A 26,200-nucleotide genomic window follows, 5' to 3' on the forward strand; every position below is an offset into this window, starting at 1 on the left:
AATTCAAAGTGTTACAGTAGGCTCTCCGGCCTGTCGATCCGCTGCCAGCTTTCATCGAGCTGGTTGCGGAACCAGGTCATCTGACGCTTGGCATATTGCCGCGTCGCGGCTGCGCCGGTGGCGATGACCTCCTCCTCACTGATCTCGCCCCTCAGCATCGCGGCAATCTGCTGGACGCCGATCGCCTTCATCACCGGCATGTCGGGCGAGAGGTCGAGCGCAAGGAGTGCCCGCACTTCGTCGACTGCACCGCGCTCAAGCATGGTCTCGAACCGTCGGTCGATCCGGCCATGCAGGAGGGCGCGGTCCGGCAGCACGACGATCTTTTGCGCCTTGTCGGGATCGACGATCATGGGGCCGCGGCTCTGCTGGAAGAGATGGATCGGCTTGCCGGTCGCTTCGATCACCTCGAGCGCGCGAACGATCCGCTGTCCGTCGCCCGGCCGCAATTGCGCGGCCGTTTGCGGGTCTCGCGCGGCAAGCTCCGCATGGAGCGCCTCGGCCCCCTCCTCCTTCAGCCGCGCCCGCAGTGCATCGCGGGTGGTCGCCGGTATCTCCGGCATATCGGAAAGCCCGCCTGTCAGCGCCTTGAAATAGAGGCCGGTACCGCCGACGAACACTGGCATCCGCCCCTCCTCGCGCAACCGCATGACAAGGGCCTCGGCTTCGCGCAGCCATGCGCCGGTCGAATAGGCCTGTCCGGCCGGCACATGGCCATAGAGAAAATGCTCTATCCCGCCCATCTCCTTCTCGTCCGGCCTAGCGGTCAGGATCTTCAGTGTGTCGTAGACCTGCATGCTGTCGGCGTTGATCACCACGCCGCCGTGCCGCCCCGCGAGTTCCACCGCAAGCGCGGACTTGCCGCTGGCGGTCGGCCCGGTTATCAGGATCGCGTCCGTGTCTCTTTCAAGGTTCTTGATCATGGCTCTCGTTGCCACGCTTATCGCCAATCCGTCAAATCCTGTTCTGACGCCTGAGCTGGCGGAAGCGGCAGCGAGCGCCATAAAAGCATCCGGGGTCTATTGGCTGGCGGACGGCGTCGCCTGCGACATCCCGCTCACGGACGGCACCGATCCGGACGCCGCCGAGATGCGGTTGCGCGCGGAGGTGAACGGCTTTCCGATCGACGTCGCGGTGCAGGATGCCGAAAGCCGTCGCAAGAAGTTCCTGATCGCCGACATGGACTCCACCATGATCGGCCAGGAGTGCATCGACGAGCTTGCCGCCGAAGTGGGTCTGAAGGAAAAGGTTGCCGCGATCACCGCCCGCGCCATGAATGGCGAGATCGCCTTCGAGCCGGCGCTGATCGAGCGCGTGGGCTTGCTGAAGGGCCTGCCCGGCAGTGTCATCGGCGAGGTGATTGCCAAGCGCATCACGCTGACGCCGGGAGGCCGAGAGCTGATCGCGACCATGAAGGCCAAGGGCTACTATACCGCCCTCGTCTCCGGCGGCTTCACCGTCTTCACCGACCCCATCGCGACGAAACTCGGCTTTGACGAGAACCGCGCCAATGTGCTGATCGAAAAGGACGGCACGCTTACCGGCGAGGTCGCCCATCCGATCCTCGGCAAGCAGGCCAAGGTCGACGCGCTCGTCGACATTTCCCGCAAGCTCGGCATCTCGACCGCCGAAGTGATTGCCGTCGGCGATGGCGCCAATGATCTCGGCATGCTGCAGCTTGCCGGCAGCGGCGTCGCGCTGCACGCGAAACCCGTGGTCGCCGAACAGGCGAAGATCCGCATCGACCACGGCGACCTGACGGCCCTTCTCTACCTGCAGGGCTATCGCAAGACGGATTTCGTGGCGTGATCATCCGCGAAACCGACAGGCTGCGCATTCGCGGCTGGAACGAGACCGATCGTGACCTCTTTGCCGAGATCAACAGCGATCCGAAGGTGATGGAATTCTTCGCCTTCCGCCGCAGCCGCACGGAATCCGATGCGCTGTTCGATCGCATCGGCCGCGGTATCAGCGAAACCGGCTTCGGCTTCTTTGCCCTCGCATTGCGCGACAGCGACACCCCGGTCGGCTTCTGCGGTCTTGCGCTGACCGATCTGGAGCCGCATCTGCCGAACGGCACGATCGAGATCGGCTGGCGGCTCGCCCTGCCCTTCTGGGGCAAGGGCTATGTGACCGAGGCGGCAGCGGCCCTCCTCGACTACGGCTTTACCGAACGGAGCCTCGGCGAAATCGTTTCCTTCGCCGTGCCCGCAAACACCCGCTCCACCGCCGTGATGAAACGGCTCGGCATGCGGCCGGACCCGAACCGCGACTTCGACCACCCGCGCGTCCCCGACACGCATGCCCATCTGAAGCGCCACGTGCTCTACGCGATCACGGCGGATGAGTGGACGCGGCGCGTCCCGGCGCAGGGTTAGGCACCGTTTCGAGACCTATCAGCATAACACCGCTCGACCCACGCGACGAAACGTCTGGCGGGTTCGGAGAGCGCATCGAACCGCCGCGCAACCAGCCAGAAGGCAAGAATGTGAAACCTTGCTCCGAGGGGATTGGACCACGAACCGAGAGACAAGTGGAACTGGGGGCCACATGTTGCGCGAAATCACTCCAGTCCGTCTCCCTTCCGCTGCTGCCATGGAGGAGTACGATCGGAGGCTCGCTTGAGCTCTTTAGGGTGACCTTGAAATCAAAGCCCTCGGAATGCTGCATGGAAAGGACGCGCGCCCGCCCCTATTCCATCTGCACGGTAACGAAGCGCAACTCGCCGGTCTTGTTGGCGATCATCAGAAGCGCGTTGCGGCGGCCATCGCCCTTTAGTTCCTCGATCCGCGCCGAAACGTCCTCCGGCGTGTCCATTGCCTCCTGGCCGACCTCGACGATCACGTCGCCGACTGCCACCCGGCGCTCGGCCGCGGCGGAATTCGGCTGGACCTCGGTGACCACGACGCCTTTGACGTCTTCGGCAATGCCGAAGCTCTTGCGGCGACCGGCGTCGAGCACTGCGAGCTTCATGCCGAGTACGGCGTCGGTTGCTGGCAGTTGGGCAGCGGGCGGCTCCGTGGGCTTTGCGCCCTCGCCGTTCTCGTTCGTCTGCACATTGGCAAGATGCTCGCCGTCCTCGAGCCGGCCAAGCGTGACGCGAACCGTCTGCTCCTTGCCGTCACGAATGATGACCACGTCGACCATCTTGCCGACAGGGCTCTCGCCGACCGCGCGCATCAGGTCACGGATCTCCGCGACATCGGTCCCATCGAAACGGGTAATGATATCGCCTGCCTTGATCTCGCCCTTGGCGATCGGACCGCCTTCGATGATACCGGAGACCAGCGCACCATGCGGCCTCTCCATCTTCAGGCTTTCGGCGATATCGTCGGTAACCGGCTGGATGCGAACGCCAAGCCAACCACGCCGGGTCTCGCCGAATTCCTTGAGCTGATTGACGACGTTCATCGCCAATTCCGTCGGTACGGCGAAGCCGATGCCAACCGACATGCCGGTCTGGGAGAGGATCGCGGTGTTGATGCCGATCACCTCGCCCCGCATGTTGAACAGCGGGCCGCCCGAATTGCCGCGGTTGATCGCCGCGTCGGTCTGGATGAAGCTGTCATAGGGACCGGCATTGATGTTGCGCCCGCGCGCCGAGACAACACCGACCGAAACGGACACACCGAGGCCGAACGGATTACCGACCACCATCACCCAATCACCGATCCGGATCTTACGCGAGTCTCCGAAGGAAACGGCCTTGAGCGGTTTTTTCGGCTCGACCTTCAGCACCGCCAGATCGGTCTTGGTGTCCATGCCAACCAACTTCGCCTTCAACTTGGACCCGTCCGAGAAGTTGATCTCGATGTCGTCGGCGTCCTGGATGACATGGTTGTTGGTAACGATGAAGCCGGTCGAATCGATAACGAAACCGGAGCCGAGCGAGTTGACCGTTCGCGGCCGGTTACCCTCGCCGCCCTGACCCTTGAAGAACTCATCGAAGAACTCCTGATGCGGCGAGCCTTCCGGCACTTGCGGCATCGGGGCGTCATCATCATCGCTTTTGACGTTCTGCGAAATGGAAATGTTGACCACCGCATCGAGCAGTCCCTCGGCAAGGTCGGCAACGGATGGCGGTCCGGCCGCCGGTTGCGACGTTGCCGTCTCGGCGAGCGCCGTGTTGTTCAGAAGCAGTGCCGTCGCGGCCGCAAGCACCAGGCCGCGGAAGAGTTGGGGTCGTGTCGACAAGTCACTAGGCTCCTATTATTCCTCTTTGACCACGCACCGGTCCCGCATTTGGCAAACCGGGACCACCGCGTGATCGATTCCCTTCACCTGCACGATACGCCGCTGCCGCGGCTTCGCACACAAGCGATCTTCCATTGAAGATACGGCGGAATTCCGGAGCGTCCAAACACGATTTCCTGATCCGCCCCACGAAGGCAGAGGGCCGACACCTGCGGCCAGCGCCACCTTCGCGCGTTCAGCCGGTGATCTCGTGCCCGTGTTCCTTCAACGCCTGCACCGCCTTTTCAAGGTTGGAGCCCGCGACGAAGACATAGTCGGTGCTGAAGGTCGAATTGGCGAATACGCCGACGCCGGCCGCGGAAAGCGGCCGCAGCACGGAAGACAGCACGCCCGGTACGTCGAAGCTGAAATGCTGCTCGATGCGGAAGCAGCGCCATCCAAGCGAGCTCTGCACGCTCGACGGCACGCGGGCGGCGCGACAGACCAGTGTCATTTCCTCGCGAGAGCTGGACACCGTCCAGAAACCCGGCCCCGGCAGCCACTCCGGTATCGCGGACCCGACATTCAGACGGGTAATGGCATATTCGGCATCGACCAGCCGGATCAGCAGTTTATGTGGCATTTCGCATTATCCTCGAACCAACCATACAAGTCCGACGCCAGCCGCCACCGAGAAGAGTCCAGCCAGTCGGAGCTGATGTTCCGGGACATACGGCAAACGCTTCGCCAATTCCACCAAAACCAAAGGGGCCAGTGCGTACACCAGCCCCTCGATGATCAGGAAGAAACCAAACCCAATCAGGAAATCGGACATCATCCGCTCAATCTGGTGTCGCAGGCGCCGCTGGCGCGGCCGGCGGCTGTGGCAGCGCCGCACCATCCGCACTGTTGAAATAGCGGAAGAATTCCGAATGCGGCGAGAGCACCACGGTTGTATCCGGGTTCCCGATGGACTGGGAATAGGCCGTCATCGAGCGGTAGAAGTCGAAGAAGCCGGGATCACGCGTGAAGGCGTCGGCAAAGATCCCGGCCCGCTCGGCTTCGCCCTCGCCTCGCAGGATTTCCGAATCACGCTGGGCTTCCGCCACGATCTCGACCACCTGGCGATCGGCGATCGCGCGGCGGCGCTGGCCTTCCTCGTTACCGCGTGCGCGGATCAGCTCGGCCTCGGCCAGACGTTCCGCCTTCATCCTCTCGAAGGTTTGCTGCGAAACCTCCTGCGTCAAGTCTGTCCGGCGGATGCGTACGTCCTCGATGTTGAGGCCGAGCGATTCTGCGTCCGTCTTGAGGTCCGTGCGCACCTCGCGCATCATCGACGCGCGTTCATCCGATAGGGCCGCCTCGAACCCCCTCAGGCCGTAGACACGGCGCAGCGACGCGTCGAGACGGGTCCTAAGCCGCGCCTCGGCCGACTCCCGGTCGCCCGAAACGGTCTCGCGGAAACGCCGGGCGTCGGCGATCCTGTAAACCACGAACGCATCCACCTCGTAGAACTTGCCGCCGGAGACCTGCACGCGGATGTTGTCGAGATCGAAGCGAAGCGCCTGGTCCTCGACAAATTGCACGCGATCGGCATCCATGAAGGCAAACGGAAGCTTGAAATAAAGGCCGGGCTCGGACTTGACGGCCCGGATCTCGCCGAAGCGTACGACGATCGCCTGTTGGCGCTCGTTGACCACGAAGACCGACGAGTAGATCACGACGAGCACTGCCGCGACGATGATCAGGATGATCGAACTGCGATTGTTTATCATTGGGTACCTCCCGACTGCGCGGGTCTGCCGATTTCATTGAGCGGCAGATAGGGCAGCACGCCCTGCCCGTTCTTCTCGTCGAGAATGACCTTCTTCGACTTTCGGAAAACATCCTGCATGGTTTCGAGATAAAGCCGCCGGCGCGTGACGTCCGGAGCCTTCGAATAGGCGTCATGGACCGAGATGAAGCGCTGTGCCTCACCCTGCGCCTCCTTGACGACGCGGTCCTTGTATGCGGCCGCCTCTTCGCGGATCTGCGCGCCCTGACCGCGCGCCTTGCCGAGCACCTGGTTGGCGTACTGGTTGGCTTCCTCGACGAAACGATCTTCGTCCTGTTCGGCGCGCTGCACCTCATCGAAGGCGTCGGCGACTTCACGCGGAGGCGCGGCATCCTCGATCGCGACGGTGTTCACCGAAACGCCGGCGCCGTAGCTGTCCATCGTCGCCTGAATCGTGTTCTTCACGTCGGCGGCGATTGCCTGGCGGTTGTCGCGGAAAATGTCTTGCGCCGGACGCCGGCCAACGACCTCGCGCATGGCGCTTTCGGCAACCTGCTGCAGCGTGTCGGACGGGTTCTCGACGTTGAAGAGGTAGGCCTTCGGGTCGGTCACCGAGAAGAGCACGGAGAACTGCACATTGACGATGTTCTGGTCGCCGGAGAGCATCAGCCCGGCATTGGACTGACCACTGGCGCGTCCGCCGATATTCTGCTGCTGTTCCGTGACCTTGACGAACTCGACGGTTTCGAGGGGCCAGAAGTGGTAGTGCAGGCCCGGCATCGAAATTTCTTCTTTCGGCCTGCCGAAGCGCATCTCGACGCCGCGTTCGTCCGGCTGGACCGTGTAGATCGAGTTGAGCAGGATGAAGCCAACGATCAAAAGGCCGACGATAACGAAGACGCCGCCGTTGAAGCCCCCTGGGACCACATTCTTCAATTGGTCCTGACCGCGCCGGATGATCTCTTCGAGATCTGGCGGGCCGCCTCTCCCGCCTCGTGGCCGATTGGGCCCCTGGCCCCACGGCCCTTGATTGCCGCCGCCGCCCCATGGGCCGCCGCCGCCATTCTGATTGCTCCAGGGCATCAAAACCTCTCTTCAAGAAAACTCTCTCGCCGACCGCCCGCAGGCACGAGCACGCGGTCACGATGTGAAACCGTTATAGGTATCACATGCATTGCTTTCAACGCGATACGGCCGACTTCACCGTAAATGGGTTAAAATAGTTGAGAGACGCGCTACACGAACAGGTGAGCGCTGCATGCGCGCCAAAAAGGCCTCGCATTTTTCTCATCTCGGTTTCTTTGCCTCACGCGGAATGCGGGCGGAAAATCATTCCGGTGTCTCCCGCCGGCGCCAGGTCACGAAATGCATCGCATGGCTGTCCTTCTCGCCGCGCGGCAGCTCTTCCTCGAACACTTTCTCGAAGACCGCCGGATCGATCGCCGGGAAGCGGGTGTCGCCGTCGACCTCCGCCTGCACCTCCGTCACGTGCAGCACGTCCGCGATGCCGATCGACTGGCGGTAGATCTCCCCGCCGCCGATAATGCAGATCTCGTTTGCGCCGATCGCCGCCGCGTGGCTGCGCGCCAACGCGAGCGCCGCCACTAGCGAGGGGGCGACCTCGGCACCCTGCGCCTCGAAATCGCGATTCCGGCTGATGACGATGTTCGGTCGCCCCGGCAGTGGGCGCCCGAGCGAGGTCCATGTCTTCCGTCCCATCACGACCGGCTTGCCGATCGTCAGCGCCTTGAAGCGCTTGAGATCGGTCGAGAGTCGCCACGGCAGGCCGCCCTCGCGGCCGATCACCCCGTTGGCCGCAACCGCGACGACGATCACGATCTTCGGTTCAGCGCTCGTTTCAGTCTTTGCTTCAGTCATGGAAACCACTCGGCTTGCTGTCGATCTCGCGCGCTCGCTGCAGGGCCGCCCGGTCGGTCGTGACGCGAATGTAGCGGTCGATCACCTCGCTTTCGGGCAGGATCTTGCGCATCCATTGCAGCGCGCTCGCCAGCAACAGATCGGCCGCGCTCATGGTCTCGCCGAGCAGAAAGGTCTGGCGACTGAGGACTCCGATCACATGGGTGCACATTTCACTGTAGAGCCTTGCCAGCGCCGGATTGTTGACGGTCACGCCGGAAATATGGGCAAGCGCCGTCGGCTCGATGACGCCGGCATAATAGGCGAGCCAGGAAAGATAAGCGCCGCGGTCGGGATGGCCCGGCGGCCGGCCAAGGCTGGCGTTCGGGTAAAGGTCGGTCAAATATTGCACGACGGCGGCCGACTCCCAGATCACCGCGCCGTTGTGCAGAAGTGCCGGCACCTGCTTGTGCGGATGTGGATTATTCTCGTCCGGACCGCCCGAGCCGTCCCAGCGGCGGATGTTGACGTAGCGGATCTCGTATTCGGCCCCGATTTCCTCGAGCAGCCAGATGATGCGCGACGAGCGCGACAGTGGCGCATGGATGAGTGTCAGCATCGAACCCTCCCTGTTACGCCGGCTCGCGGCGCTTTTTCCCGGCCGCGCGGGTCCCAAGAACGCGGAAGGAAGCTACCAACCTAGACCGCGACCGGCGCTTTGATATGTGAATCAGCTTCGTAGCCGACGAGCGTAAAGTCTTCGAATTTAAAGGAAAATATATCCTTCACCGCCGGATTGATGCGCATTTCCGGCAGCTTCTTCGGCGTTCGCGTCAGTTGCAGCCGCGCCTGTTCGAAGTGGTTGTGATAGATGTGGGCGTCACCGAGCGTGTGGACGAAATCGCCGGGCTTCAGCCCCGTCACCTGCGCAACCATCAAAGTCAGCAGCGCATAGGAGGCGATATTGAACGGCACGCCGAGGAAGATGTCGGCCGAGCGCTGGTAAAGCTGGCAGGAGAGCTTGCCGTCCGCCACGTAGAACTGGAACAGGCAATGGCAGGGCGGCAGCGCCATCTCGTCGACCAGCGCCGGATTCCAGGCCGAAACGATATGGCGGCGGGAATTCGGATTGGTCTTCAGGCCCTCGATGAGTGCTGCGATCTGGTCGATGTGGCCACCTTCGGGTGTCGGCCAGGAGCGCCACTGATAACCATAGACCGGCCCCAGTTCGCCGCTCTCGTCGGCCCACTCGTCCCAGATGCTGACGCCGTTTTCCTTGAGGTAGGCGATATTCGTCTCGCCTTTGAGGAACCACAGCAGTTCATGGATGATCGAGCGCAGGTGCAGCTTCTTGGTGGTCAGCACCGGGAAGCCCTGCGACAGGTCGAAGCGCATCTGGTAACCGAAAACCGAACGCGTACCCGTTCCCGTCCGGTCGCCGCGGTCGGTTCCCGTTGTAATCACATGTTCGAGGAGATCGAGATATTGCCGCATGCTTTTTCGCCGACGATTCGTTCGCTTCGCCCAAAATAGGACGAAGCCACCGGCGAACCAATGGCTGGTGCACGTTTTCCCGCAATTTGATGCCGCGACAGCGCCTGTAGCGCTAAGCCATCGTGCTCAAGGAACGCGGCAGGCGCTGTCAGCGTTCTCGAACAACAAGCCCTGGCGAGGTTCAACCGCGTCATGTCCGAAACCACACTCGTCTTCGTCTTCGGCACGTTGAAGAGAGGCTTTCCCCTACACGGACGAGGCCTCGCTCGGGCACATTTTGTCGGGTTTTATCGGACAGCACGGAAATATCCGATGCTGATTGCCGGACCATGGTTCGCTCCAATGATGCTGGACGAACCAGGCGAGGGTCACCGTGTTAGGGGCGAGCTTTATGAGGTCGATCCCGACATGCTCGCCCGGATTGACCGGTTGGAGGCGGTAGGCCGGACGGGCAATTTTCGAAAGCAAATTCGCATTATGCCTGAGAGATTTGGGCCGAGCTGCGACGCATTTACCTACTTCAAAGCCAGGTTTTTGGCTTCCCCTGCCCACACCGAATATCTCGCTTCCTACAGCGACAGGCGTTTCGTCCCGCCGTGGCGGCGCTGAGGCTATTTCCTCCCGCGTCCCTGATCGTCCGACTCGGCACGCTCTTTCGCCGGACGCCGGTTTGCGGCGTGATCCTGGTATTGTTCGTTTCTCACCGCTCTTTCATCGAGACCGCGCGTATCGGAATGCTGCGCCTTGTCCCGATTGGAAAGAACGTCGTTCTCACCAAGAACACCACCTTTTACTTCAGTCTGTGCGCCGCTGCCTGAGCCCTTGCCTTTGTCCGGCTTTCCGACATGCTTGCGACTGGCGTGAGCCATGGTCCGTCTCCTTTCATTATCTGGGATGGCCGTGAAGGGTTTTCGCTTCAGCTCTTTGAACTCTGGTGGTGCCTGCTTTCCTGGTTCTTTCCGCGTGTCATGCTGCGGTCGTCTTCCTCGCGCGCATCGCTATGCTCGGTGTCAAGGCTGTCACCTTTTCGATAGGCTTTTCTCAGCGCCTTGGAGCGGTGTAGTTCCGCCTCGGCATCGAAATCCTTGCTCGCGTTGGACGTATCCTCGCGGCGCTGAAGCACGCGCTGTTGCTGTTCATGCGTCTTCCTGCCGACCATTGGCTTTCCTCCTATTTGTTCGTCCGACCGCGCTGGCGCGGGTTCGCCCCGCCCTGCGTGGTCGTGTCGTTCGCGACGTCGCCTTCTATGGTGTTGCCGCGCTTCAGCATCTCATAATCGGACGGTCCCCGGATGCCCTTGCTCCGGCCGATGCCGGGGTCCTGCTTGAGATCCTTGTCGTTGGGGTGCCGTGTCTTCGGGTGCTTGGAAGATGTCATCGGACTTCCTTCCATTTCTGCTGGCCGCGCCCAGGTACACCTTGGTCGGCGCCCGGGCATCTCCCTTGGCTAACCCGGCGCGCTCGCGATTGTTCCGAGGTCGACCGCATAGGAGTACGTCGGTCGCGCTTTTCTCGGCGGACGACGAAACAAATGCAGCCGCCTGGGGTTAGTCCTTTTGAGATCGATATTGAAGTTCGACCGACAAGAGAGGTGTGACCATGAGTGCGACAGGCCTCGATGTTTTCGACAAGACCCTGCAAACCACCAATATCTGGCTCGGCGAAATCATGGAGCATCACGGCCCGGACCGGAAAGTGGCGTGGCACATATTGAGTGTTGTGCTGCGGACGCTGCGCGACAAGCTTCCTCCCGAGGTGGCCGCGCACCTTGGCGCGGAACTGCCTCTGCTCGTGCGGGGCGCCTATTACGACCAATACCGTCCCAACCATCGCCCCGAAAAGGCGACGCGGTCGCTCGACGACTTTCTCGAGTGCGTCGCGGACGGAATGAAACCCGGCCGCCCGGTCAATCCTGCTGAAGCCACCAAATCGGTGTTTCAGGTTCTTGCACGGCATGTCGACCTCGGCCAATCGGCAAAGGTGCGCGATACCTTATCGAAGGAAATCCGCGCCTTGTGGCCCGACAGCGTCGGCACCAAGGAAGACACATAACACCGTCCGGACTGTCTCCGCCCTTCGACCCGCATGCGGCAGCACACTACACCGCCGCGCATCTTGTCAGACACGCTACGGACGCAGCAGCACTTTAAATTGCTGCATGTTTTTGGCCTCGGATGCGATTCAAGGAAACATGCAGGAGTGATCCCGGACTGCACGGCCGGGGTCGCTGAGTGACGGCGATCTTTGCGGGTCTGAAAGCCGTGCCTTCCCGAATCCGGGAGATCTGCGGTGGATCAGAGCGCCTGGAGCTTGCCGAGGTTCTTGGCTACCAGATAGTAGAACGTCACGCGCGACTTCGAGCGGTCGTCCGCCATCGCCTTGGCCGTGGCTGCGATTGCTGCATCCGCATCCGCGCCGCCGACGCCGAGCTTCTTCTCGCACCACTTTTCCTTGACGCGCTCGAGTTCCTTCGGGTCGGAGGCCGAAACGAGGGCGGAGTCCTTGTTGCGAAGGGCGATGCCGAGATGGCGCACGATCTTGTTGACAACTGCTTCGTCGGCGCCGCTGTCGTATTTCTGCACGTCTGCGAGATAGTCAGTCATGATGCCTCCACTTTGCACTTGCTCCCATGCTGCCGCCCTCCTCGCGAAACGCGTGCAGCCGCAGGAGTTTTTCACGCTCATCGGGTAAGTCAAGGCGTTTCCGTGCGCGCGGCACACTGGATAATATATCCGTCACATTTCGCTTGACCGCCCCTTTTCTTGGGCGGCGGAAACACCTATATCACGTGTGCCGTCTTCGGGCGGCTATGGCAATAAACGGGCGATGAAATAAACCCATTGGACCCGGGGGCGGTACCCGGCGCCTCCACCAAAAACCGGCCTGGAAATGCGGACCGGCTTTTGATGGGGGCGAAATAGGATCGACAAGGGCGTAAAGATCGACTTTTTGCTCGGCATTGTACCACCGTTATCGGGCTAAACTTATAGTTGCAAACGACAACTATGCTGAAGCACGTCTCGCTGCCTAACGGCGGTGCGGCACTTCAAATCAAGCCCTTCCGGGTAGCACCGTAAGGCGGGGTCCGAAGGCACCTGGCAACAGAAGCCTTCACCTTCTCCCCTGTCGCGAAATGGTCTATAGATGCTTGATAATTGACTCGTCATAAGCGGACGGGGCAAAGGAGTGTCCGTAGAGCGCTGCACGCCGCTTTGGCGCGCAAGGTCGCTGCGGCGCTTTAACATGCAGCAGTTGAGTTCGAAGGAAGACGGGGATCATATGGGCCAGGACCACATACGCTACGACATTCTGGCGCAGGACGCGCTTCGAGGCGTCATTCGCAAGGTGCTGGCCGAAGTCGCAGCCACGGGTCATTTGCCCGGCGATCACCACTTCTTCATCACGTTTCTGACCGGCGCCCCCGGCGTGCGCATCTCGCAGCACCTGAAGGCGAAGTACCCCGAGCAGATGACAATCGTCGTGCAGCATCAGTTCTGGGACCTGAAGGTCACCGAGGCGGCTTTCGAGATCGGCCTTTCCTTCTCCGACACGCCGGAGAAACTGGTGATCCCCTTCAACGCCGTCCGGGGCTTCTACGACCCGTCGGTCAATTTCGAGCTGGAGTTCGACGTTGCCGCCAGCGAGGAGGAAGAGGATTCGGCAGAGATCACCGCTTACCCGGCCGGCGAAGATGGCGACGAACCTGCCGAAAAGAGCGCGGAAAAATCGGGCGAACCGAAAAATGGCGGTGGCTCGGTCGTCTCGCTCGACGCGTTCCGCAAGAAGAACTGAACGATATGGAGGCGTGATGGCCGGCGACGTCGTCAACCTGCGCCAGTTCCGCAAGAAGCAGGCCCGCACGGAAAAAGAAAGGCAGGCCGAGCAGAACCGCATCTCCTTCGGCCGCACCAAGGCGGAGAAGTCGCTTACCCGCGCCCTGAACGAGAAAGCTTCCAAGACGCTTGACCAGGGCCGGCTGGCAACGCCCGCACACTCAGCGGACGGTGCCCCAGACGGGGAGAAGGCGTGACAAGCCGCGTCGTCTGCAATCCCGAAAAACGATTCCGCCACCAAGATTTGCGCCAGGTTCCGGAATCGGACTGCCAACGCCTTGAATCGGCTTGTGAGCGATGACGATCGTCAAGCACTCTGCCACTCTGCACGGCCATCGAACGAGTATCACGCTCGAAGAGCCGTTCTGGCAGGAACTGAAATCTATCGCGCAAAGCCGTGCCATGCCGCTCGCCCGGCTGATCGCCGAAGTCGACGACGGGCGCAACCCTGACGGAAACCTCTCCTCGGCGCTGCGCGTCTACGTTCTCGCCTGGGTAAAATCACACGCCAGCGCAACCGAAACGCCCTGAGGTCGCAACCGCGCCGTGCCTCTTGTAAAAACGCACAACAATCGCCGCATCGTGCTGAGTTGGTGAATGTTGTTTCGATGAAGCGGCGGTCCACGCCTGGAAGTCAGCGTCCTGCCAACCGCGATGCCTGGCTGTCGATTATCGTGTCGACCCCATCTGCCTGGAGTACCGCGAAACCGCGGCGCAATTGCTCGGCCATGGCGCGTATGTCGCGGGGCGAGTGCTCCATCATCGAAACGCAGTTCCGCCCCGCTCCCTTGGCGAGATAGAGCTGGTCGTCGGCGATCCTGAAAATGTCCTCGTACACTGCCGGATAGGTGAAGAGGGCAATTCCGATGCTGACGGTAACCGCATCCGCACGGCCGCCTTCCCGCCCCCGATCCTCGGCGACTTCGAGGCGGATGCGCTCCGCCAGTGCACCGGTCGCAGTCGCATCGGTCGACCGCACGAAAGCAGCGAATTCTTCACCACCGAGCCGCCCCACCACACCCGCTTCGCCTACCGCATCGCGCAGTACCGCCGCGATCGCGACGAGCGCCGCATCTCCGGCAAGGTGCCCGTGGCAATCGTTGATCTTCTTGAAATGATCGGCATCGAGGATCAGCAGCGCCGATGTACACGGAAATGGCGCGAGGTTCTGTTTCGCGAAGAAATCGATGACATCGGCCGTGAAAGCGCCCCGGTTCAGACAGCCCGTCAGCCCGTCATAGCGGCTCGCCTGGATAAGCAGCCGGTTGGTCAGTGCCAGTTGCTGTATCTTGACGCCGATCAAGGCAAAGAGCGGCACACCAAGAAGCACGGGAATGTAGAAGGCGAGGCTGAGTGTGGTGGCCAAGACCTCCGCGCCGAAGTGGGCCGTGCAACAATAGGTGATGAGCATCGCGATCGCCGTGCAGCCGGCGGTGCCACCGAGGGTACAGTTCCCGATCCAGATGACTGCGCGGCGATCTAGCCCCGGCCCAAGCGATTTCATTTCGCAACCCCAATTGTAGGCGCATTGTGCCTGAGGGATGCTAATGCGACTTCAAATGGACCAGTAAAATTCTAGGGGTTTTGACTGTTTCGGCGCCGAGCCGGAGGAAAACCGCCTCGCACTTTTCCTCATCCCAACTTGCCTGTTTGTCGCGGGATGCGGGCGGAAAACCGCTTAGCACTTTTCCTCATCCCGCTTATTGCACAGTGATGTCTGGCAGCATGTCGAAGTTCAGCGTCGGGCCGGCGTTTTCACCGGCCGCGTTGCCGCCGGACAGTGGATGGACATTTTGCGGGGGCGGGGGCGGTGCTGCGGGACTCCGCGGCGGGAGTTGCCGCAAGCGCAGGCGCAGTTCCTCGGCGGCGCGCCGTTCGGCCGCCGCGCGCGCCTCCGCCTCAGCTTTCATCCGCGCCGCCTCTGCGGCCGCGGCCTGGCGGTGGCGTTCCTCGGCGATTGCCCTCAGGCGCGCAACCTCGCGTTCGGCCGCGCGCGCCTTGTAAAGCGCCACTTCGCGGCGAAGCCGCTGCTTCTCAAGCACATTCGACTGCAGCGTTTCCACACGCCGCCGCTCGCGCTCGAAGGCCCTCAGCGACAGGAAATTCGAAAGGTCAGTGACGTCCACCGATACATCCGGTGCGTGCAGGGGTCCGCCAAAGCCGAGGCGTACGCGCGGCTCCGCACCAGCAAGCGCCTCTTCGCCCGGCCGGAACGTCAGGTCGATCACGCCATTCATGTGTTGTTCGGCAAGGTCGAACGCCGCTTCGCCGGTGAACGCGGCATTGCCATCGCCGGCTGTAACGCTCTGCGCCCTGGCGGTGCCGCCGGCAACGCTGAAAGGCACCTTGATTGCACCGACGACCGACTGACCGGTAAAGAGCACTTGTTCTGCTGCCTTGCGGATCGCGTCCGGCGAAATCTCCGTCTTCATGGCATCAGCGGCCGCCATCAGCGGCGACAGCGCCGCCGTGTTGATGCCGTTGAGCGTGACGCCGTTGAAGATCGCCGTTCCCGATCCGCTCGCCGAATGTGCCATCGCCCGGGGCGTCGCGCCTGAAGCCTCCATCGCTAAAGCCAGATCGAACCGGCCGGTCGCCACCGGACCGCCTTCGCGTGCCCACCCGGCAGCCGCAAGATCGCCGCCCTTGAGATCGAAGCGCGAGCGCAGGAAGCCCGAGCCGTTGGCATTGCCGACCTGCAGCCGCCCCTCGAGCTTGCCCCCGAGCCAATCACCGGTGGCGTCACTCAGCGCAAGCTCGTCGCCCTTCCATTCGAGTTTGCCGGCGAAGCCGGTAACAGGACCGTAGACACCCGGCCAGAAGCGCTTCGCCGTGACGTTCAACGCGACGTCGAATCCTGTCCAGGCCGGCTGCGCGACCGGCGCCATCGATAATCCGCCGATCGACGCGTCCTCGAATTGCCCGAGGATCCCCTCGCCGAGCCAGCCGAGGTCGAGCGTGTCGAGCGCCAACTCGCCGACGGCCTTGCCGGCGGTCTTGCGGTCGATCGCGAGAGCGCCGGAAAAGACATTCTGGTCGACCTTGCCTTCGATCGCCGAGAGCGCGACTTTTTCGGCATCGGTTGTGATGTCGGTCGACAGCGTCACCGGTAGTCCGCTGCCCATCTGCGGCAGCCCGATTCCCTGGAGAAGCAGAAACGGCTCCAGATCTTGCGTCTGCAGCGTCAGCTTCGCCTGCCCTTCAAGATAGTGGTCCCGGGCAAGATCGACGTCACCCTTGGCGGCGAGCGACGTTTTCTCGGTGGTGAAGGTCAGCGTGCCGTTCGCCTTGGAACCTTCCGTGCTCTGCAGCTTGACTGCCAGGATGCCGTTGGGATCCGCGTCGAACGGCAGCGGATCGAAGCCCGCCTGTCCGACGAGGACGACCGTCTGCGGATTTTCGAGCGTCGCCTCCAGCAGCATGCCCTTGCCGGTGAGCGCCTGGGCGACATCGGGCGCCTGGTAGCTTGCGGCAATCTTGCTGCCATTGGCGGTGCCGATCACCCCGAAGGTAACTGGTGCACTGCCTTCGTTGCTGCCGGCCGTCAGCGTCACGTCCAAGGCAGCGTCGGAATAGTAGGGGCCGGCCTTGATGAGCCGTTGCAGCGCCGGATGGGCGACTGTATGTCGGCCGATCATTTCGAGGACGGGCGTCAGATCCTTGGCGGCGAGCTTCATCTTCGCCGAAAGCACCGGCTGGTCGAGGCCGCCGCTCATCCGGCCGGAGAGGGCAAGCTGGGCGCCCGAAAGCGAGCCGATCGCTACCCGCTCGGCCTGCAATTGGCCGTTCTTGAGCGTCAGCACCGCCTGCACATCACGCGCCTCCTCACCGAAAGCGGAAAATGCATCGGCGGAAAGATCGGCGGCGATCGCATGCTGCAGCAGCGTCCCGGTCGAGGCATCGCCGGCGACGAGACCGGCCAATGCCTGCAGCGCCTCCAGGTCGATGCGGTTGCCCTTGAGCTGCAGCGACAGGCTCGGCTGCTGCTCCGCGAAGGACTGGCGTTCGATCCGCCCCCGAAGCGTCGCAGGACCCGCCGCCACCTCAAGGCTCTCGAACTGCTGCAACGTGTCCGTCAGGTTGACAGTCGCGGCAAATCCGGCCGTCTTCAGCTTGCGGATCGCCGGGTCCACGGACCCGGCCAGCCAGTTCGCCAATCCCGAAGGCTGGTTAGAGGCGACCAGGATGTCGCCCCGGAAGGCACGCTGCTCCTTGAGGTTCAGCCGCCCGCTGGCCTCCATTTGCGTTCGGCCGGGTAGCAGCGCCACGGCATTCTCAACGATCCAGCCGGCGCCGTCGGGCCTGACATCGAGCCGCACGTCCCGAACCGTCGTGTCGCCGATCACGATCGCCGGCAGCTTTAGGCTGGCGCGTCCCGGCACCTGCGGGATGGGTATGTCGGCGGCGATCGCCAGCATCGCCTCGATCCGCTGGCGCAGCGAAATTGCGGGGTCGCGGCCGGTCTTGCCGCTTCGGCCGGAATTGCCGATGCGGCTGACGTCGATCTGCTGGCCATCGGCAATCAGCAGGAATTTCTGGTCCTTGCCGGTGTCGAGGGTCGCCTCCCCGGTGACGACATAGGGATCGTCCGGCGGGCCGGCCTCGAAGCGGTATTCCGGGACACGGATGCTCTCGTTGGTGAGCTGGAATTCGCCGTTGATGCGCAGAGCGCCACTTTGCTTGGCTTCGTCCGCCGGCCGGTTTTCCGTCAGCGTGAACCGCCCGCCATAGACCGGCCTGAAGTCGACAACCTTGAGATCGCCGTCGAGCTCGACGCCGAACGGTCGCTTGTCCGGTGTCAGCCGCGCCCTGAGGCTCAGCGCCCCTTCCTCGTCCACCGCGTTGCTGGAAAAGGCGAAGCTGCCGGCTTCACCGTCGAGTGCCGCGCGCCCCTCGACCTTCCATGGACCGGCAAGAGTGCGCGCCGACAGGTCGGCGGAAAGGTCTGTGACACGGCGCGTCCGTCCCGTCTGCTCGTCGACGAACTCGATCTCACCGTCGACAACCTCGACCTTTTCGAGAACGACCGTACTTGCAGGAATCGATGCCTGCGACCCACGCGCCCAGTCGAGCGTGCCATCCGGCAGGAGACGAATCCTCGCTTTCGGTCGATCGAGCCGCATATCGAAGATCAGCGCCTCGCCGCTCAGGAACGGCGCAAGCTCGGCGCTCATCGAGAATTGCGCGACCTGGACGATCGGCTGGTCGCTCTCAGTAGAACCGACGCGCACGTCATTGAGGGTCACGGTCGGGAACGGGAGGATGCGGGCGTCGACACTGCCATGGACGACCACCGGCTTGCCCATGATGCGGCTTGCCTCGCGCTCGAAATCCTTGCGGAAGTTGGTCCAGTCGATGAACAATGGCGCGATCAACGCCGCAAAGAGCGCGACGACAACAAGCCCACCGATGGTAACCAGAATTCGCGCCAGCACCGCGTCACTTTCCCGTCTGTCTCATTCGCGCCCTGCTCGCATCCTTGAGCGGCCGATCCCCGCGCTGTCAGGCAAAGATCTTGCCCGGATTGAAGATATTGTCTGGATCAAGCGCCCGCTTGATCTGCCGCATCAGATCCAAGGCGTCGCCGAGCTCCGCCTTGAGAAACGGCATCTTGCCCTGCCCGATTCCATGTTCGCCCGTGCAGGTGCCGTCCATCGACAGAGCCCGCGCGTTCAGCCGCTCCACGAAGGCCTCCGCCCGCGCAACATCGGCTGGATCCTTGTCGTCGAAAAGCAGCCCGACGTGAAAGTTGCCGTCGCCCGCATGGCCGACGATCGGGGCGACCAGCCCGTGTGCCGCGCTGTCCTCTTGCGTCGCCGCGACGCAATCGGCAAGCCGCGAGATCGGCACGCAGACATCCGTCGAAAGGATCGCGGCGCCGGGCACCAGCCCCTTCTGTGCCCAATAGGCGTTGTGCCGCGCCTTCCAGAGTCGCGAGCGCTCTTCCGGATTGGTCGTCCAGATAAAACCAGTAGACCCCAATTCCGACGCTATTTCGGCGAACTGGCGCGATTGCAACTCGACGCTCTCGGCGCTGCCATGAAACTCGACGAAAAGCGTCGGCGTCTCCTCATAGTTGAGGTTCGAATAGGCATTGCACGCCTTCATCTGCAGCGCGTCGAGCAGTTCGATGCGCGCTACCGGAATGCCCGATTGGATCGTCAGGATCACCGCGTTGCAGGCATCGGCAATGGTCGGGAAAGGGCAGACGCCACCGGAGATCACCTCCGGTATGCCTTGCAGGCGCAGCGTGATCGACGTGACGATACCGAGCGTGCCTTCCGCGCCAACGAAGAGCCGCGTCAGGTCGTAGCCTGCCGAGGACTTGCGCGCCCGGTGGCCGGTCGAAATCTCGCGACCGTCGGCAGCGACCGCCGTCACCGCCAGCACGTTTTCCTTCATCGTGCCGTAGCGCACCGCGTTGGTGCCGGAGGCACGCGTCGACGCCATGCCGCCGATCGAGGCGTTCGCCCCCGGGTCGATCGGAAAGAAAAGACCGGTATCGCGCAGATAAGTGTTCAGGTCCTCGCGTGTGATGCCGGGTTCGACCGTGCAATCGAGATCCTCGGCATTGACGGCGAGAACGCGGTTCATGCGCATCATGTCGACCGATATCCCGCCATGCGGCGCGTTGACGTGCCCTTCCAGCGACGATCCGGTGCCGAAAGGGATCAGCGGCACGCGGTGCGCGCTGGCGATCTTGACGATCTCGCGCACTTCGGCGCCGCTTTCGGGAAAGACCACGGCATCCGGCAATTGCGCAGGAATATAGGTCGTCGTGTGCGTGTGCTGGGCCCGGACCGCCTCGCCCGCCTGGAAGCGCTCGCCGAATCGCGCGGCAAGAAGTTCCTTTGCCGCAACGATACCGCTGTCGTTTCTCGTTCCCGCTTTGATTGCCTTCAACGCCACGAAAACGCCCTTTCCCTGCAGCCCTCGCGTTCCGGCCGGTCGCGCAAGGCACTCTAACATTCTGAATCGCCGCTCGATTTTATCCCCAATTCCACGCGGAATTAAGGAATTGCGCGGCGGCTGCCTCCACCCTGGCGTGGTGCGCCCCAAGCCCGTACGCGCACTCGTCTTTCAGTGATGCCACGTCGCGACGAGACGCCCGAAGTCAGATCGGAAGCGCTGACATTTCAAGGCGCTACTGTGCAAATCGGAATCAATTTGTCCAGAAGTTCACGCAAGCTCGAAGCTCCGCACGGCGCGAAATCACGGATGGTGATACCGGCTTGTCACAAGTGCGCGACTGGCGGCCTCTTCGCCGGTCGACAGCGTTCCTTCCACGTCTGGTAGCAAGCGGTGCTATGATCACCGTACCGCCGTCCATCACCCATTATTCTGGAGAAGGTTGAATGTTTGGATTGCTCGCCCTCATTACGGCGTCCGTCTTCTTCGGCGCCGCGATTTATATCAACGTGGCCGAGCAACCGGCACGGCTCGTCCTTGATGACCGCTCGGCGCTCACCGAGTGGCGTCCGGCCTACCGGCGAGGCTTCGAGATGCAGGCTTCCCTCGCCGTTGTTTCCGGGCTCCTTGGCGCCGCGGCATGGTGGCAGACCGGCAGTTCGCTCTGGGGCCTCGGGGCTGCGGTCATCATCCTGAACTGGCCCTATACCCTGCTCGTCGTCATGCCCGTCAACCGCCGCCTAGAGGCGGCACGCCCGGAAGAGGCCGGCGACGAGACCCGTGCGCTGCTCACGCGCTGGGGCAAGCTCCATGCCGGCCGAAGCGCGCTCGGCGCAATTGCGACGGCGATCTATCTGATCGCCGCACTGCGCGGGTTGTAGGCGTCATCACATCGTCACGATAAGCACCTAAGGAGCCCCTTCGGCCCTTGACCAAGATCCGCGGCTCGAAGCTTTTCGCCTTCTGGTGCGCGCCGGACCGGAGGGCGTGCGGACCGGCGAAATCGCCACGCGGGCTTGGCACAATCAACACGCGACGAACGGGTCGTGCGATGCGTCGCTGATATGACTGGCTTCAGGGATCTGCTCGCCTATCTCGTGAAGCACCGCTCCAACGGTAGTCCCAAACTTTGCCGCCCGGTCATTGATGCCGTGACCTGCAATCGTTGAGGAGGATTAATCGTGAACGACCACAGGCCATTCAACGTTCTCTTTCTTTGCACAGCCAATTCCGCGCGCTCGATCCTCGCCGAGGCGATCCTCGATCGGCTCGGTCAGGGCAAGTTCAAGGCGTTTTCGGCCGGATCGCAGCCCAGGGGGAAGGTTCATCCTCTCACACTGGAGGTCCTGGAGAGCCTCAACTACGATACCTCATTCGCGCGCTCCAAAAGCTGGGACGAGTTTGCAACTCCTGACGCGCCGAAGATGGATTTCGTCTTCACCGTCTGCGACGATGCCGCCAACGAGGCTTGCCCTGTCTGGCCGGGGCAACCGCTGTCTGCGCATTGGGGCGTGCCGGACCCGGCCGCGGCCGAAGGCAGCGAGCCCGAAAAACACTTTGCCTTTGCAGAGGCTTACCGGATGCTGAATAACCGGATATCGATCTTCATCAACTTGCCTATGCCCTCTCTCGACAAGCTCGCCTTGCAACAGCGCCTCGACGAGATCGGCCGCGATAGGCCGGACGCGGAGTGATAGTGATGGCATTCGACCTTCCGGTTTTCACGTCCGCCTAAAGCGCCGCGCGTCTCTTGAAGACGTGCAAAGAATCGATTCCATTCTGATGGATGCGGGATGCGGGCGGAAAACCGCGCGCACTTTTCCTCATCCCGCTTAGCGCATCTCCACCATCGCTGAGGCCGCGTCCATCTCCTCGTGCAGCTTGCGCTCCTCGTCGGCATGCGGCTTCGTGAAGCGCGCAATGACGAGATAGGCGACCGGAGTGAGGTAGAGTGTCACGATCACCGCAAGGCCCAGCCCGCCGACCAGAACCCAGCCGAGCGCGACACGCGCCTCGGCCCCTGCCCCGCTCGCCAGAACCAATGGGACAGCGCCGACGACGGTCGCGATCATCGTCATCATCACGGGTCTCAGGCGGATATTGGCCGCACTCTCGATGGCGCTGCGCACATCCTGGCCGCGATCACGCAACTGATTGGCGAACTCGACGATCAGGATACCGTTCTTTGCCATGATGCCGACCAGCATGACCAGACCGATCTGGCTATAGATGTTCAGCGTATTGCCCGTCAGGATCATCGCGAAGACGGCACAGGCAAGCCCGAGAGGCACGGTCGACATGATGATGAGGCCGCTGACGAAGCTCTCGAACTGTGCTGCCAGCACCAGGAAGATGATGACGATCGCGAAGCCGAAGGTGATGAAAAGGCCATTGGCATTCTCGTTGAGCGTTGCCGCTTCCGCGAGCGGCATCACCCGCGAGCCCGGCGGCAACAGCGGCTCCGCCATCTCCTCCACCATCGACAGCGCCTCACCGAGCGCGAGGTCGGACTTGAGGCCCGCCGAAAGCGAAACGGCGCGAAGCTGCGACTCGCGCGCCAGCTGCGGCGCCACGGCCTTTTCCTCGATCGTCGCGATGCTCGACATCGGCACGATCCGGCCGTCGCGGGCCTTGACGAAGATGTTCTGCAGATCCGTCGGGTCGTTGAGCGGGGTCGTCGAGGAAAGCAGCTTGACGGGATAGGCATCGCCCTCGACGAAGATATCGACGACGCTGCTGCCGTCGAGCATCGCCTGCAGCGCCCAGGAGAGGCCGCTGATATCCACGCCGAGGTCGGACGCGCGCTCGCGATCGATGGTGATCGAGAGTTGCGCCTGGTTGGCCTCATAGTTGAGCCGCACGTTCTCGAAACGGCCGGTGTCTTCGATCTCGCGGACGAGTTTCGCCGCCGCGTCGCCGAGCTTCGTGTAGTCGTTGCCGACCAGGGCCACCTGAAGGCCGCTACCGGCACCGCGAATGCCAAGACTGTTGGACTGGATGGCAAAGGAGCGGACGGACGGAACTTTCGCGGTCACCTTATTGATGTCGGCGACGATCTGCTGCTGCGTGCGCTCTCGTTCTTCCCACGGGGCAAGTGTCAGCACCATGAAGCCGCTATTGGCCGTGCCGCCCTGCCCCGAGATTGAAAAGACATTGGCGATCTCGCCCGATTTGACCAACGGCTCAAGGCCTTCCTCGATGCGACGCATCTGCGCCTGCGTATATTCGAGCGAGACGCCCTGCGGCGCGTTGATCCTGAGCATGACTTGCGAACGGTCCTCGTTGGGGGTCAGCTCGGACTTCAGCGTCAGGAAACCGGCGGCACCTGCCGCGGTGAAGAAGGCGGCGACGACGAAGACGATGAGCGGCGCATTGAGGCACGCACGAAGCGTCACCCGATAGAACGCCGCGGCCCGCGCCCCGAGCCGACTCATCACGCCCTGATGAGCATGCGCATCGGTCGTCAGCAGACGCGAGGCGAGCATCGGGCAAAGCGTGAGCGAGACGAAGGACGAGAGCAGGATCGAGAAGGCGAGCACAAAGCCGAACTCGCGGAAGAGTCCACCGGTCTGCCCGGGGAGGAACGAGAGCGGCACGAAGACCGCCGCAAGCGTGGCGGTTGTCGCCAGCACCGCGAAGAAGACTTCGAGCGTGCCATGGACGGCGGCGGCCCGCGGTCCGAGCCCCTCCGCCCGGCGGCGCACGATGTTTTCGAGCACCACGATCGCGTCGTCGACGACGAGGCCGGTTGCAAGCACGATCGCGAGCAGCGTCAGGATGTTGATCGAGAAACCGGCAAGATAAATTGCCGCGAGCGTGCCGATCAGCGCGATCGGCATCGAGATCGCCGGGATCAGCGTCGCCCGCCAGTCGAGCAGGAAGAGATATATGACGAAGGTGACGATGAATACGGCGACGAGGAGCGCTATCTCCACTTCGTGGATCGCGCCGTTGATGAAGACGGCATCGTCGCTGGTGATCTTGAGTTCCGTTCCCTCAGGCAGGATCTCCGCGGAGATCGTATCCACCACCTTGTGCACGCCCTCGGAGATATTGACCGTGTTCGACTGGGCCTGGCGGACGATGCCGAGACCAATGCCCTGCCGACCATTGGAGCGCAGCGCCGACGTGCCCGTGTCCGGGCCGAGCGTCACCGTCGCGACGTCGCGCAGCCGCACATTGTCGCCGATGATGAGGTTTTCGAACTGCTCGGGCGTCTGGAGGTCCGCCGTCGCCCGAACAGAAATATCCTGGCTGGCGCTGGTCAGCGAGCCCGCGGGCACGTCGTAAGACGCGTTGGAGAGCGCTTCGCGAAGATTGGCCACCGTGACCCCACGCCCGGCGAGCTTCGCCTGGTCCAGGTCGATGCGGAAGATCTTCTCCTGGTCGCCGTAGACGGTTACATCGGCGACGCCCTCAACAGCCGCAAGCCGGTCGCTGATCTCGTTCTCGACAAGCAGCGTCATGTCTTCCATGGTCATCGTGTCGGAGGTGAGCGCCAGCCGGATGATGGGCTGGCTGTCCGCGTCCGCCTTGACGATGATCGGCTCGTCGGCATCGTCTGGAAGCTGGCCGGCAACGCGGCCGAGCGCATCGCGGATGTCATTGGCGGCCTGGCCGATATCGGTCGTGTCGGAGAATTCGAGCGTCACGCGGCTACGCCCGAAGGAAGAGCTCGACGAAATGCTTTTAAGGCCCTGGACGCGCGACACCGCGCCTTCGACGACCGAGGTCACCTCGCGGTCGATCGTTTCCGGCGAAGCGCCTTCGAACCATGTCGTCACGGAGACGACCGGCTGGTCGACCTGCGGCAGTTCGCGCATTTCGATCCCGTTCCAGGCGGCGAGGCCCGCAACGACGATCAGCGTGTTGATCACCAGCGCGAAGATCGGCCGGCGGATGAAGAGCGCGGTAAAGCCGCTCTTTCCCCCTTGGTCTCCGCCCTTGCCGTGATGCCCCCCGAACCCGATGTTCATTGCGCATCTCCCGCGACCTTCTGCTCGGGCTCGGGCCGGCTTTCGCCGGCAACGCGCACTGCGCCGCCGTCGCGCAGGCGCTGCACGCCCTCGGTCACGACACGGTCGCCCTCGGCAAGAGCGGCATCGACAAGCACTTTGTCCGGATTGCGCTGGATGATCTTGACCGGCACCCGCTCGCTGCGGTCGCCTTTGACACGCCAGATATAGGATCCGTCCGAACTCCACTGGATCGCCAGCGGATCGACCGTCGGATAACGGTCGCCATCGAAGGCCATGGTGACCGAGAAGGACATGCCCGCCCGCAGCATGTCGTCGGGATTTTCAAGCCGCGCGCGGACGCGGAGCGTCCGACTCGCCTGATCGAGACGGTTGTCGATGGCGTGGATGACGCCTTCGAGCTGCCGCCCGGGTTGCGCGATCGCATTTGCCGTCACCGGCTGATCAACGAAAATCTTGCTGGCGAAGCGTTCCGGCACCCAGAAATCGACAAGAATTTGCGAACGGTCGTCCACCACCGCGATCGGCGTCGAGGTCGTGACGTAGTCACCGACATTGACGGTGATGATACCGACCACACCTTTCGAGGGTGCGACAATGTCGCGGCGCTTGAGATCCAGTTCTGCCGTCTTCAGCGCCAACTCCGCCGCCTGCAGCGCGATTTCCGCGTCGCGAACCTCGACTGCCGTCACAGCCCTTGCCGTGCTGAGATTGCGATAGCGCTCGAGCTTTTCCTCGGCACTGTCGCGCGTCAGCTTCGCCTGTTGCGCCGCAACCTTTTGGTCGTCGCTGTCGAGCCGGGCAATCACCTGACCCTCGGCGATCCTGTCGCCGGATTTTACCAATATTTCGGTGAGATTGCCGGTCGCCGTCGGTGTTACCGAGACGGAGTGGATCGCCTCGCCGTTACCGATGGCGTTGAGCCTGTCGTTGACGATCGCGCTCGCCGACGGCCTGACGACAACCAATGTCGCGTCGCCGAAGCCGCCCTGCCCGCGTCCGCCGTTGCGCCGCCCGCCTTCGCCTTCGCCACCGTCAGACTTCGACAGTGCGTCGATCAACGGATGCGAAACGCCGATCGCCGCCAGCGTTTCCCCCGCGCCGGGCGCAAAACGTACCCAGGCGACTGCCCCCACCACGAGCACAACGGCGCTGACCGCCAGTTGCTTCCAAACCCGCATTCAC

27 protein-coding genes and 1 other RNA gene are annotated in these 26,200 nt (G+C 62.8%); 10 read left to right on the forward strand and 18 right to left on the reverse strand.

The window, feature by feature from the left end; translation table 11 throughout:
- Positions 1 to 11: 11 nt before the first annotated feature.
- Positions 12 to 923: a tRNA (adenosine(37)-N6)-dimethylallyltransferase MiaA gene (miaA, locus tag QA637_RS10620; protein ID WP_153436508.1), complete on the reverse strand. Its 912-nt coding sequence runs from the start codon at positions 921 to 923 to the stop codon at positions 12 to 14.
- Here miaA and serB point away from each other — a divergent pair.
- Both serB and QA637_RS10630 read left to right on the forward strand, forming a co-directional pair.
- Positions 922 to 1,809: a phosphoserine phosphatase SerB gene (gene serB, locus QA637_RS10625; protein ID WP_153436460.1), complete on the forward strand. Its 888-nt coding sequence runs from the start codon at positions 922 to 924 to the stop codon at positions 1,807 to 1,809. The genes miaA and serB overlap by 2 nt on opposite strands.
- Entirely contained in the window at positions 1,806 to 2,378 is a 573-nt protein-coding gene (locus QA637_RS10630; protein WP_184108547.1) for a GNAT family N-acetyltransferase, read from the forward strand. The genes serB and QA637_RS10630 overlap by 4 nt, the downstream gene beginning before the upstream one ends.
- Positions 2,379 to 2,691: 313 nt before the next feature.
- Here the strand turns inward: QA637_RS10630 and QA637_RS10635 are convergent, their stop codons facing one another.
- The 8 genes from QA637_RS10635 to QA637_RS10670 all read right to left on the reverse strand — a co-directional run bounded on the left by QA637_RS10635 (position 2,692) and on the right by QA637_RS10670 (position 9,298).
- On the reverse strand, positions 2,692 to 4,194 hold the full coding sequence (locus QA637_RS10635) for a Do family serine endopeptidase (RefSeq protein ID WP_153436459.1): 1,503 nt from the start codon (positions 4,192 to 4,194) through the stop codon (positions 2,692 to 2,694).
- Between the two features lie 235 nt (positions 4,195 to 4,429).
- Complete coding sequence (locus QA637_RS10640) at positions 4,430 to 4,816, reverse strand: ACT domain-containing protein (RefSeq protein WP_153436458.1); 387 nt, start codon at positions 4,814 to 4,816, stop codon at positions 4,430 to 4,432.
- A 6-nt stretch (positions 4,817 to 4,822) separates the two neighbouring features.
- Complete coding sequence (locus tag QA637_RS10645; RefSeq protein ID WP_153436457.1) at positions 4,823 to 5,008, reverse strand: DUF2065 domain-containing protein; 186 nt, start codon at positions 5,006 to 5,008, stop codon at positions 4,823 to 4,825.
- Between the two features lie 7 nt (positions 5,009 to 5,015).
- The gene (hflC, locus tag QA637_RS10650; RefSeq protein WP_153436456.1) at positions 5,016 to 5,948 is read right to left on the reverse strand and encodes a protease modulator HflC; all 933 of its coding nucleotides are present in this window, start codon (positions 5,946 to 5,948) and stop codon (positions 5,016 to 5,018) included.
- Complete coding sequence (gene hflK, locus QA637_RS10655) at positions 5,945 to 7,030, reverse strand: FtsH protease activity modulator HflK (RefSeq protein ID WP_153436455.1); 1,086 nt, start codon at positions 7,028 to 7,030, stop codon at positions 5,945 to 5,947. Before hflK ends, hflC begins: the two co-directional genes overlap by 4 nt.
- A 246-nt stretch (positions 7,031 to 7,276) precedes the next feature.
- On the reverse strand, positions 7,277 to 7,825 hold the full coding sequence (locus QA637_RS10660) for a dihydrofolate reductase (RefSeq protein WP_153436454.1): 549 nt from the start codon (positions 7,823 to 7,825) through the stop codon (positions 7,277 to 7,279).
- On the reverse strand, positions 7,818 to 8,423 hold the full coding sequence (locus QA637_RS10665; protein WP_153436453.1) for a glutathione S-transferase: 606 nt from the start codon (positions 8,421 to 8,423) through the stop codon (positions 7,818 to 7,820). The genes QA637_RS10660 and QA637_RS10665 overlap by 8 nt, the downstream gene beginning before the upstream one ends.
- 80 nt (positions 8,424 to 8,503) lie before the next feature.
- On the reverse strand, positions 8,504 to 9,298 hold the full coding sequence (locus QA637_RS10670; RefSeq protein WP_153436452.1) for a thymidylate synthase: 795 nt from the start codon (positions 9,296 to 9,298) through the stop codon (positions 8,504 to 8,506).
- Between the two features lie 192 nt (positions 9,299 to 9,490).
- Here QA637_RS10670 and QA637_RS10675 point away from each other — a divergent pair, with 192 nt between their 5' ends.
- Complete coding sequence (locus QA637_RS10675; RefSeq protein ID WP_153436451.1) at positions 9,491 to 9,907, forward strand: gamma-glutamylcyclotransferase family protein; 417 nt, start codon at positions 9,491 to 9,493, stop codon at positions 9,905 to 9,907.
- A gap of 2 nt (positions 9,908 to 9,909) precedes the next feature.
- Here the strand turns inward: QA637_RS10675 and QA637_RS10680 are convergent, their stop codons facing one another.
- The 3 genes from QA637_RS10680 to QA637_RS10690 are packed head-to-tail and all read right to left on the reverse strand — an operon-like array spanning position 9,910 to position 10,675.
- Positions 9,910 to 10,167, reverse strand: coding sequence for a hypothetical protein (locus tag QA637_RS10680; protein ID WP_153436450.1), 258 nt, complete (start codon positions 10,165 to 10,167; stop codon positions 9,910 to 9,912).
- Between the two features lie 47 nt (positions 10,168 to 10,214).
- Entirely contained in the window at positions 10,215 to 10,457 is a 243-nt protein-coding gene (locus QA637_RS10685; protein WP_153436449.1) for a hypothetical protein, read from the reverse strand.
- An 11-nt stretch (positions 10,458 to 10,468) separates the two neighbouring features.
- Complete coding sequence (locus tag QA637_RS10690; RefSeq protein WP_153436448.1) at positions 10,469 to 10,675, reverse strand: hypothetical protein; 207 nt, start codon at positions 10,673 to 10,675, stop codon at positions 10,469 to 10,471.
- Between the two features lie 221 nt (positions 10,676 to 10,896).
- On the opposite strand from QA637_RS10690, the gene QA637_RS10695 reads away from it, so the two are divergent.
- A complete protein-coding gene (locus QA637_RS10695; RefSeq protein WP_153436447.1) occupies positions 10,897 to 11,349 on the forward strand; it encodes a DUF2267 domain-containing protein in 453 nt (150 codons plus the stop codon).
- Positions 11,350 to 11,591: 242 nt separating this feature from the next.
- Here QA637_RS10695 and QA637_RS10700 read toward each other — a convergent pair whose 3' ends face one another.
- Positions 11,592 to 11,900 (reverse strand): DUF2853 family protein, encoded by a 309-nt coding sequence (locus QA637_RS10700; protein WP_153436446.1) that lies wholly within the window; start codon positions 11,898 to 11,900, stop codon positions 11,592 to 11,594.
- Between the two features lie 150 nt (positions 11,901 to 12,050).
- Here QA637_RS10700 and ssrA point away from each other — a divergent pair.
- From ssrA to QA637_RS10720, 4 genes are all read left to right on the forward strand, one after another.
- Positions 12,051 to 12,413, forward strand: a transfer-messenger RNA (tmRNA) gene (gene ssrA, locus QA637_RS10705).
- Between the two features lie 163 nt (positions 12,414 to 12,576).
- The gene (locus tag QA637_RS10710; RefSeq protein ID WP_153436506.1) at positions 12,577 to 13,089 is read left to right on the forward strand and encodes an SspB family protein; all 513 of its coding nucleotides are present in this window, start codon (positions 12,577 to 12,579) and stop codon (positions 13,087 to 13,089) included.
- 16 nt (positions 13,090 to 13,105) lie between these two features.
- Positions 13,106 to 13,327 (forward strand): DUF4169 family protein, encoded by a 222-nt coding sequence (locus QA637_RS10715; RefSeq protein ID WP_153436445.1) that lies wholly within the window; start codon positions 13,106 to 13,108, stop codon positions 13,325 to 13,327.
- A 100-nt stretch (positions 13,328 to 13,427) separates the two neighbouring features.
- Positions 13,428 to 13,661: a ribbon-helix-helix domain-containing protein gene (locus tag QA637_RS10720; RefSeq protein ID WP_283061386.1), complete on the forward strand. Its 234-nt coding sequence runs from the start codon at positions 13,428 to 13,430 to the stop codon at positions 13,659 to 13,661.
- A 103-nt stretch (positions 13,662 to 13,764) separates the two neighbouring features.
- Here QA637_RS10720 and QA637_RS10725 read toward each other — a convergent pair whose 3' ends face one another.
- From QA637_RS10725 to QA637_RS10735, 3 genes are all read right to left on the reverse strand, one after another.
- The gene (locus tag QA637_RS10725; protein WP_153436443.1) at positions 13,765 to 14,634 is read right to left on the reverse strand and encodes a GGDEF domain-containing protein; all 870 of its coding nucleotides are present in this window, start codon (positions 14,632 to 14,634) and stop codon (positions 13,765 to 13,767) included.
- A 196-nt stretch (positions 14,635 to 14,830) separates the two neighbouring features.
- Positions 14,831 to 18,565: an AsmA family protein gene (locus tag QA637_RS10730; protein WP_283061387.1), complete on the reverse strand. Its 3,735-nt coding sequence runs from the start codon at positions 18,563 to 18,565 to the stop codon at positions 14,831 to 14,833.
- A gap of 67 nt (positions 18,566 to 18,632) precedes the next feature.
- Entirely contained in the window at positions 18,633 to 20,039 is a 1,407-nt protein-coding gene (locus QA637_RS10735) for an FAD-binding oxidoreductase (protein WP_184108562.1), read from the reverse strand.
- Between the two features lie 446 nt (positions 20,040 to 20,485).
- On the opposite strand from QA637_RS10735, the gene QA637_RS10740 reads away from it, so the two are divergent.
- Positions 20,486 to 20,920 (forward strand): anthrone oxygenase family protein, encoded by a 435-nt coding sequence (locus tag QA637_RS10740; protein ID WP_153437326.1) that lies wholly within the window; start codon positions 20,486 to 20,488, stop codon positions 20,918 to 20,920.
- A 300-nt stretch (positions 20,921 to 21,220) separates the two neighbouring features.
- Complete coding sequence (locus QA637_RS10750) at positions 21,221 to 21,733, forward strand: arsenate reductase ArsC (RefSeq protein WP_184108545.1); 513 nt, start codon at positions 21,221 to 21,223, stop codon at positions 21,731 to 21,733.
- A 138-nt stretch (positions 21,734 to 21,871) separates the two neighbouring features.
- Here QA637_RS10750 and QA637_RS10755 read toward each other — a convergent pair whose 3' ends face one another.
- Positions 21,872 to 25,015 carry an efflux RND transporter permease subunit gene (locus tag QA637_RS10755; protein WP_153437327.1) on the reverse strand — a complete coding sequence of 1,048 codons (3,144 nt, stop codon included), beginning with the start codon at positions 25,013 to 25,015 and terminating at the stop codon, positions 21,872 to 21,874.
- Positions 25,012 to 26,196, reverse strand: a complete 1,185-nt coding sequence (locus QA637_RS10760; RefSeq protein ID WP_153437328.1) for an efflux RND transporter periplasmic adaptor subunit — start codon at positions 26,194 to 26,196, stop codon at positions 25,012 to 25,014. The genes QA637_RS10755 and QA637_RS10760 overlap by 4 nt, the downstream gene beginning before the upstream one ends.
- Positions 26,197 to 26,200 lie beyond the last annotated feature (4 nt).

It is taken from the genome of Sinorhizobium terangae, assembly GCF_029714365.1.
Taxonomy (GTDB): Bacteria; Pseudomonadota; Alphaproteobacteria; order Rhizobiales; family Rhizobiaceae; genus Sinorhizobium; species Sinorhizobium terangae.

What these genes read in the sequence shown, in the direction of transcription:
- serB (WP_153436460.1), top strand. Translation starts at nt 922, where the DNA reads ATGGCTCTCGTTGCCACGCTTATCGCCAATCCGTCAAATCCTGTTCTG.
- miaA (WP_153436508.1), bottom strand. Translation starts at nt 923, where the DNA reads ATGATCAAGAACCTTGAAAGAGACACGGACGCGATCCTGATAACCGGG.
- QA637_RS10640 (WP_153436458.1), bottom strand. Translation starts at nt 4,816, where the DNA reads ATGCCACATAAACTGCTGATCCGGCTGGTCGATGCCGAATATGCCATT.
- QA637_RS10645 (WP_153436457.1), bottom strand. Translation starts at nt 5,008, where the DNA reads ATGTCCGATTTCCTGATTGGGTTTGGTTTCTTCCTGATCATCGAGGGG.
- hflC (WP_153436456.1), bottom strand. Translation starts at nt 5,948, where the DNA reads ATGATAAACAATCGCAGTTCGATCATCCTGATCATCGTCGCGGCAGTG.
- hflK (WP_153436455.1), bottom strand. Translation starts at nt 7,030, where the DNA reads ATGCCCTGGAGCAATCAGAATGGCGGCGGCGGCCCATGGGGCGGCGGC.
- QA637_RS10660 (WP_153436454.1), bottom strand. Translation starts at nt 7,825, where the DNA reads ATGACTGAAGCAAAGACTGAAACGAGCGCTGAACCGAAGATCGTGATC.
- QA637_RS10665 (WP_153436453.1), bottom strand. Translation starts at nt 8,423, where the DNA reads ATGCTGACACTCATCCATGCGCCACTGTCGCGCTCGTCGCGCATCATC.
- QA637_RS10670 (WP_153436452.1), bottom strand. Translation starts at nt 9,298, where the DNA reads ATGCGGCAATATCTCGATCTCCTCGAACATGTGATTACAACGGGAACC.
- QA637_RS10675 (WP_153436451.1), top strand. Translation starts at nt 9,491, where the DNA reads ATGTCCGAAACCACACTCGTCTTCGTCTTCGGCACGTTGAAGAGAGGC.
- QA637_RS10680 (WP_153436450.1), bottom strand. Translation starts at nt 10,167, where the DNA reads ATGGCTCACGCCAGTCGCAAGCATGTCGGAAAGCCGGACAAAGGCAAG.
- QA637_RS10685 (WP_153436449.1), bottom strand. Translation starts at nt 10,457, where the DNA reads ATGGTCGGCAGGAAGACGCATGAACAGCAACAGCGCGTGCTTCAGCGC.
- QA637_RS10690 (WP_153436448.1), bottom strand. Translation starts at nt 10,675, where the DNA reads ATGACATCTTCCAAGCACCCGAAGACACGGCACCCCAACGACAAGGAT.
- QA637_RS10695 (WP_153436447.1), top strand. Translation starts at nt 10,897, where the DNA reads ATGAGTGCGACAGGCCTCGATGTTTTCGACAAGACCCTGCAAACCACC.
- QA637_RS10700 (WP_153436446.1), bottom strand. Translation starts at nt 11,900, where the DNA reads ATGACTGACTATCTCGCAGACGTGCAGAAATACGACAGCGGCGCCGAC.
- QA637_RS10710 (WP_153436506.1), top strand. Translation starts at nt 12,577, where the DNA reads ATGGGCCAGGACCACATACGCTACGACATTCTGGCGCAGGACGCGCTT.
- QA637_RS10715 (WP_153436445.1), top strand. Translation starts at nt 13,106, where the DNA reads ATGGCCGGCGACGTCGTCAACCTGCGCCAGTTCCGCAAGAAGCAGGCC.
- QA637_RS10720 (WP_283061386.1), top strand. Translation starts at nt 13,428, where the DNA reads ATGACGATCGTCAAGCACTCTGCCACTCTGCACGGCCATCGAACGAGT.
- QA637_RS10725 (WP_153436443.1), bottom strand. Translation starts at nt 14,634, where the DNA reads ATGAAATCGCTTGGGCCGGGGCTAGATCGCCGCGCAGTCATCTGGATC.
- QA637_RS10740 (WP_153437326.1), top strand. Translation starts at nt 20,486, where the DNA reads ATGTTTGGATTGCTCGCCCTCATTACGGCGTCCGTCTTCTTCGGCGCC.
- QA637_RS10755 (WP_153437327.1), bottom strand. Translation starts at nt 25,015, where the DNA reads ATGAACATCGGGTTCGGGGGGCATCACGGCAAGGGCGGAGACCAAGGG.
- QA637_RS10760 (WP_153437328.1), bottom strand. Translation starts at nt 26,196, where the DNA reads ATGCGGGTTTGGAAGCAACTGGCGGTCAGCGCCGTTGTGCTCGTGGTG.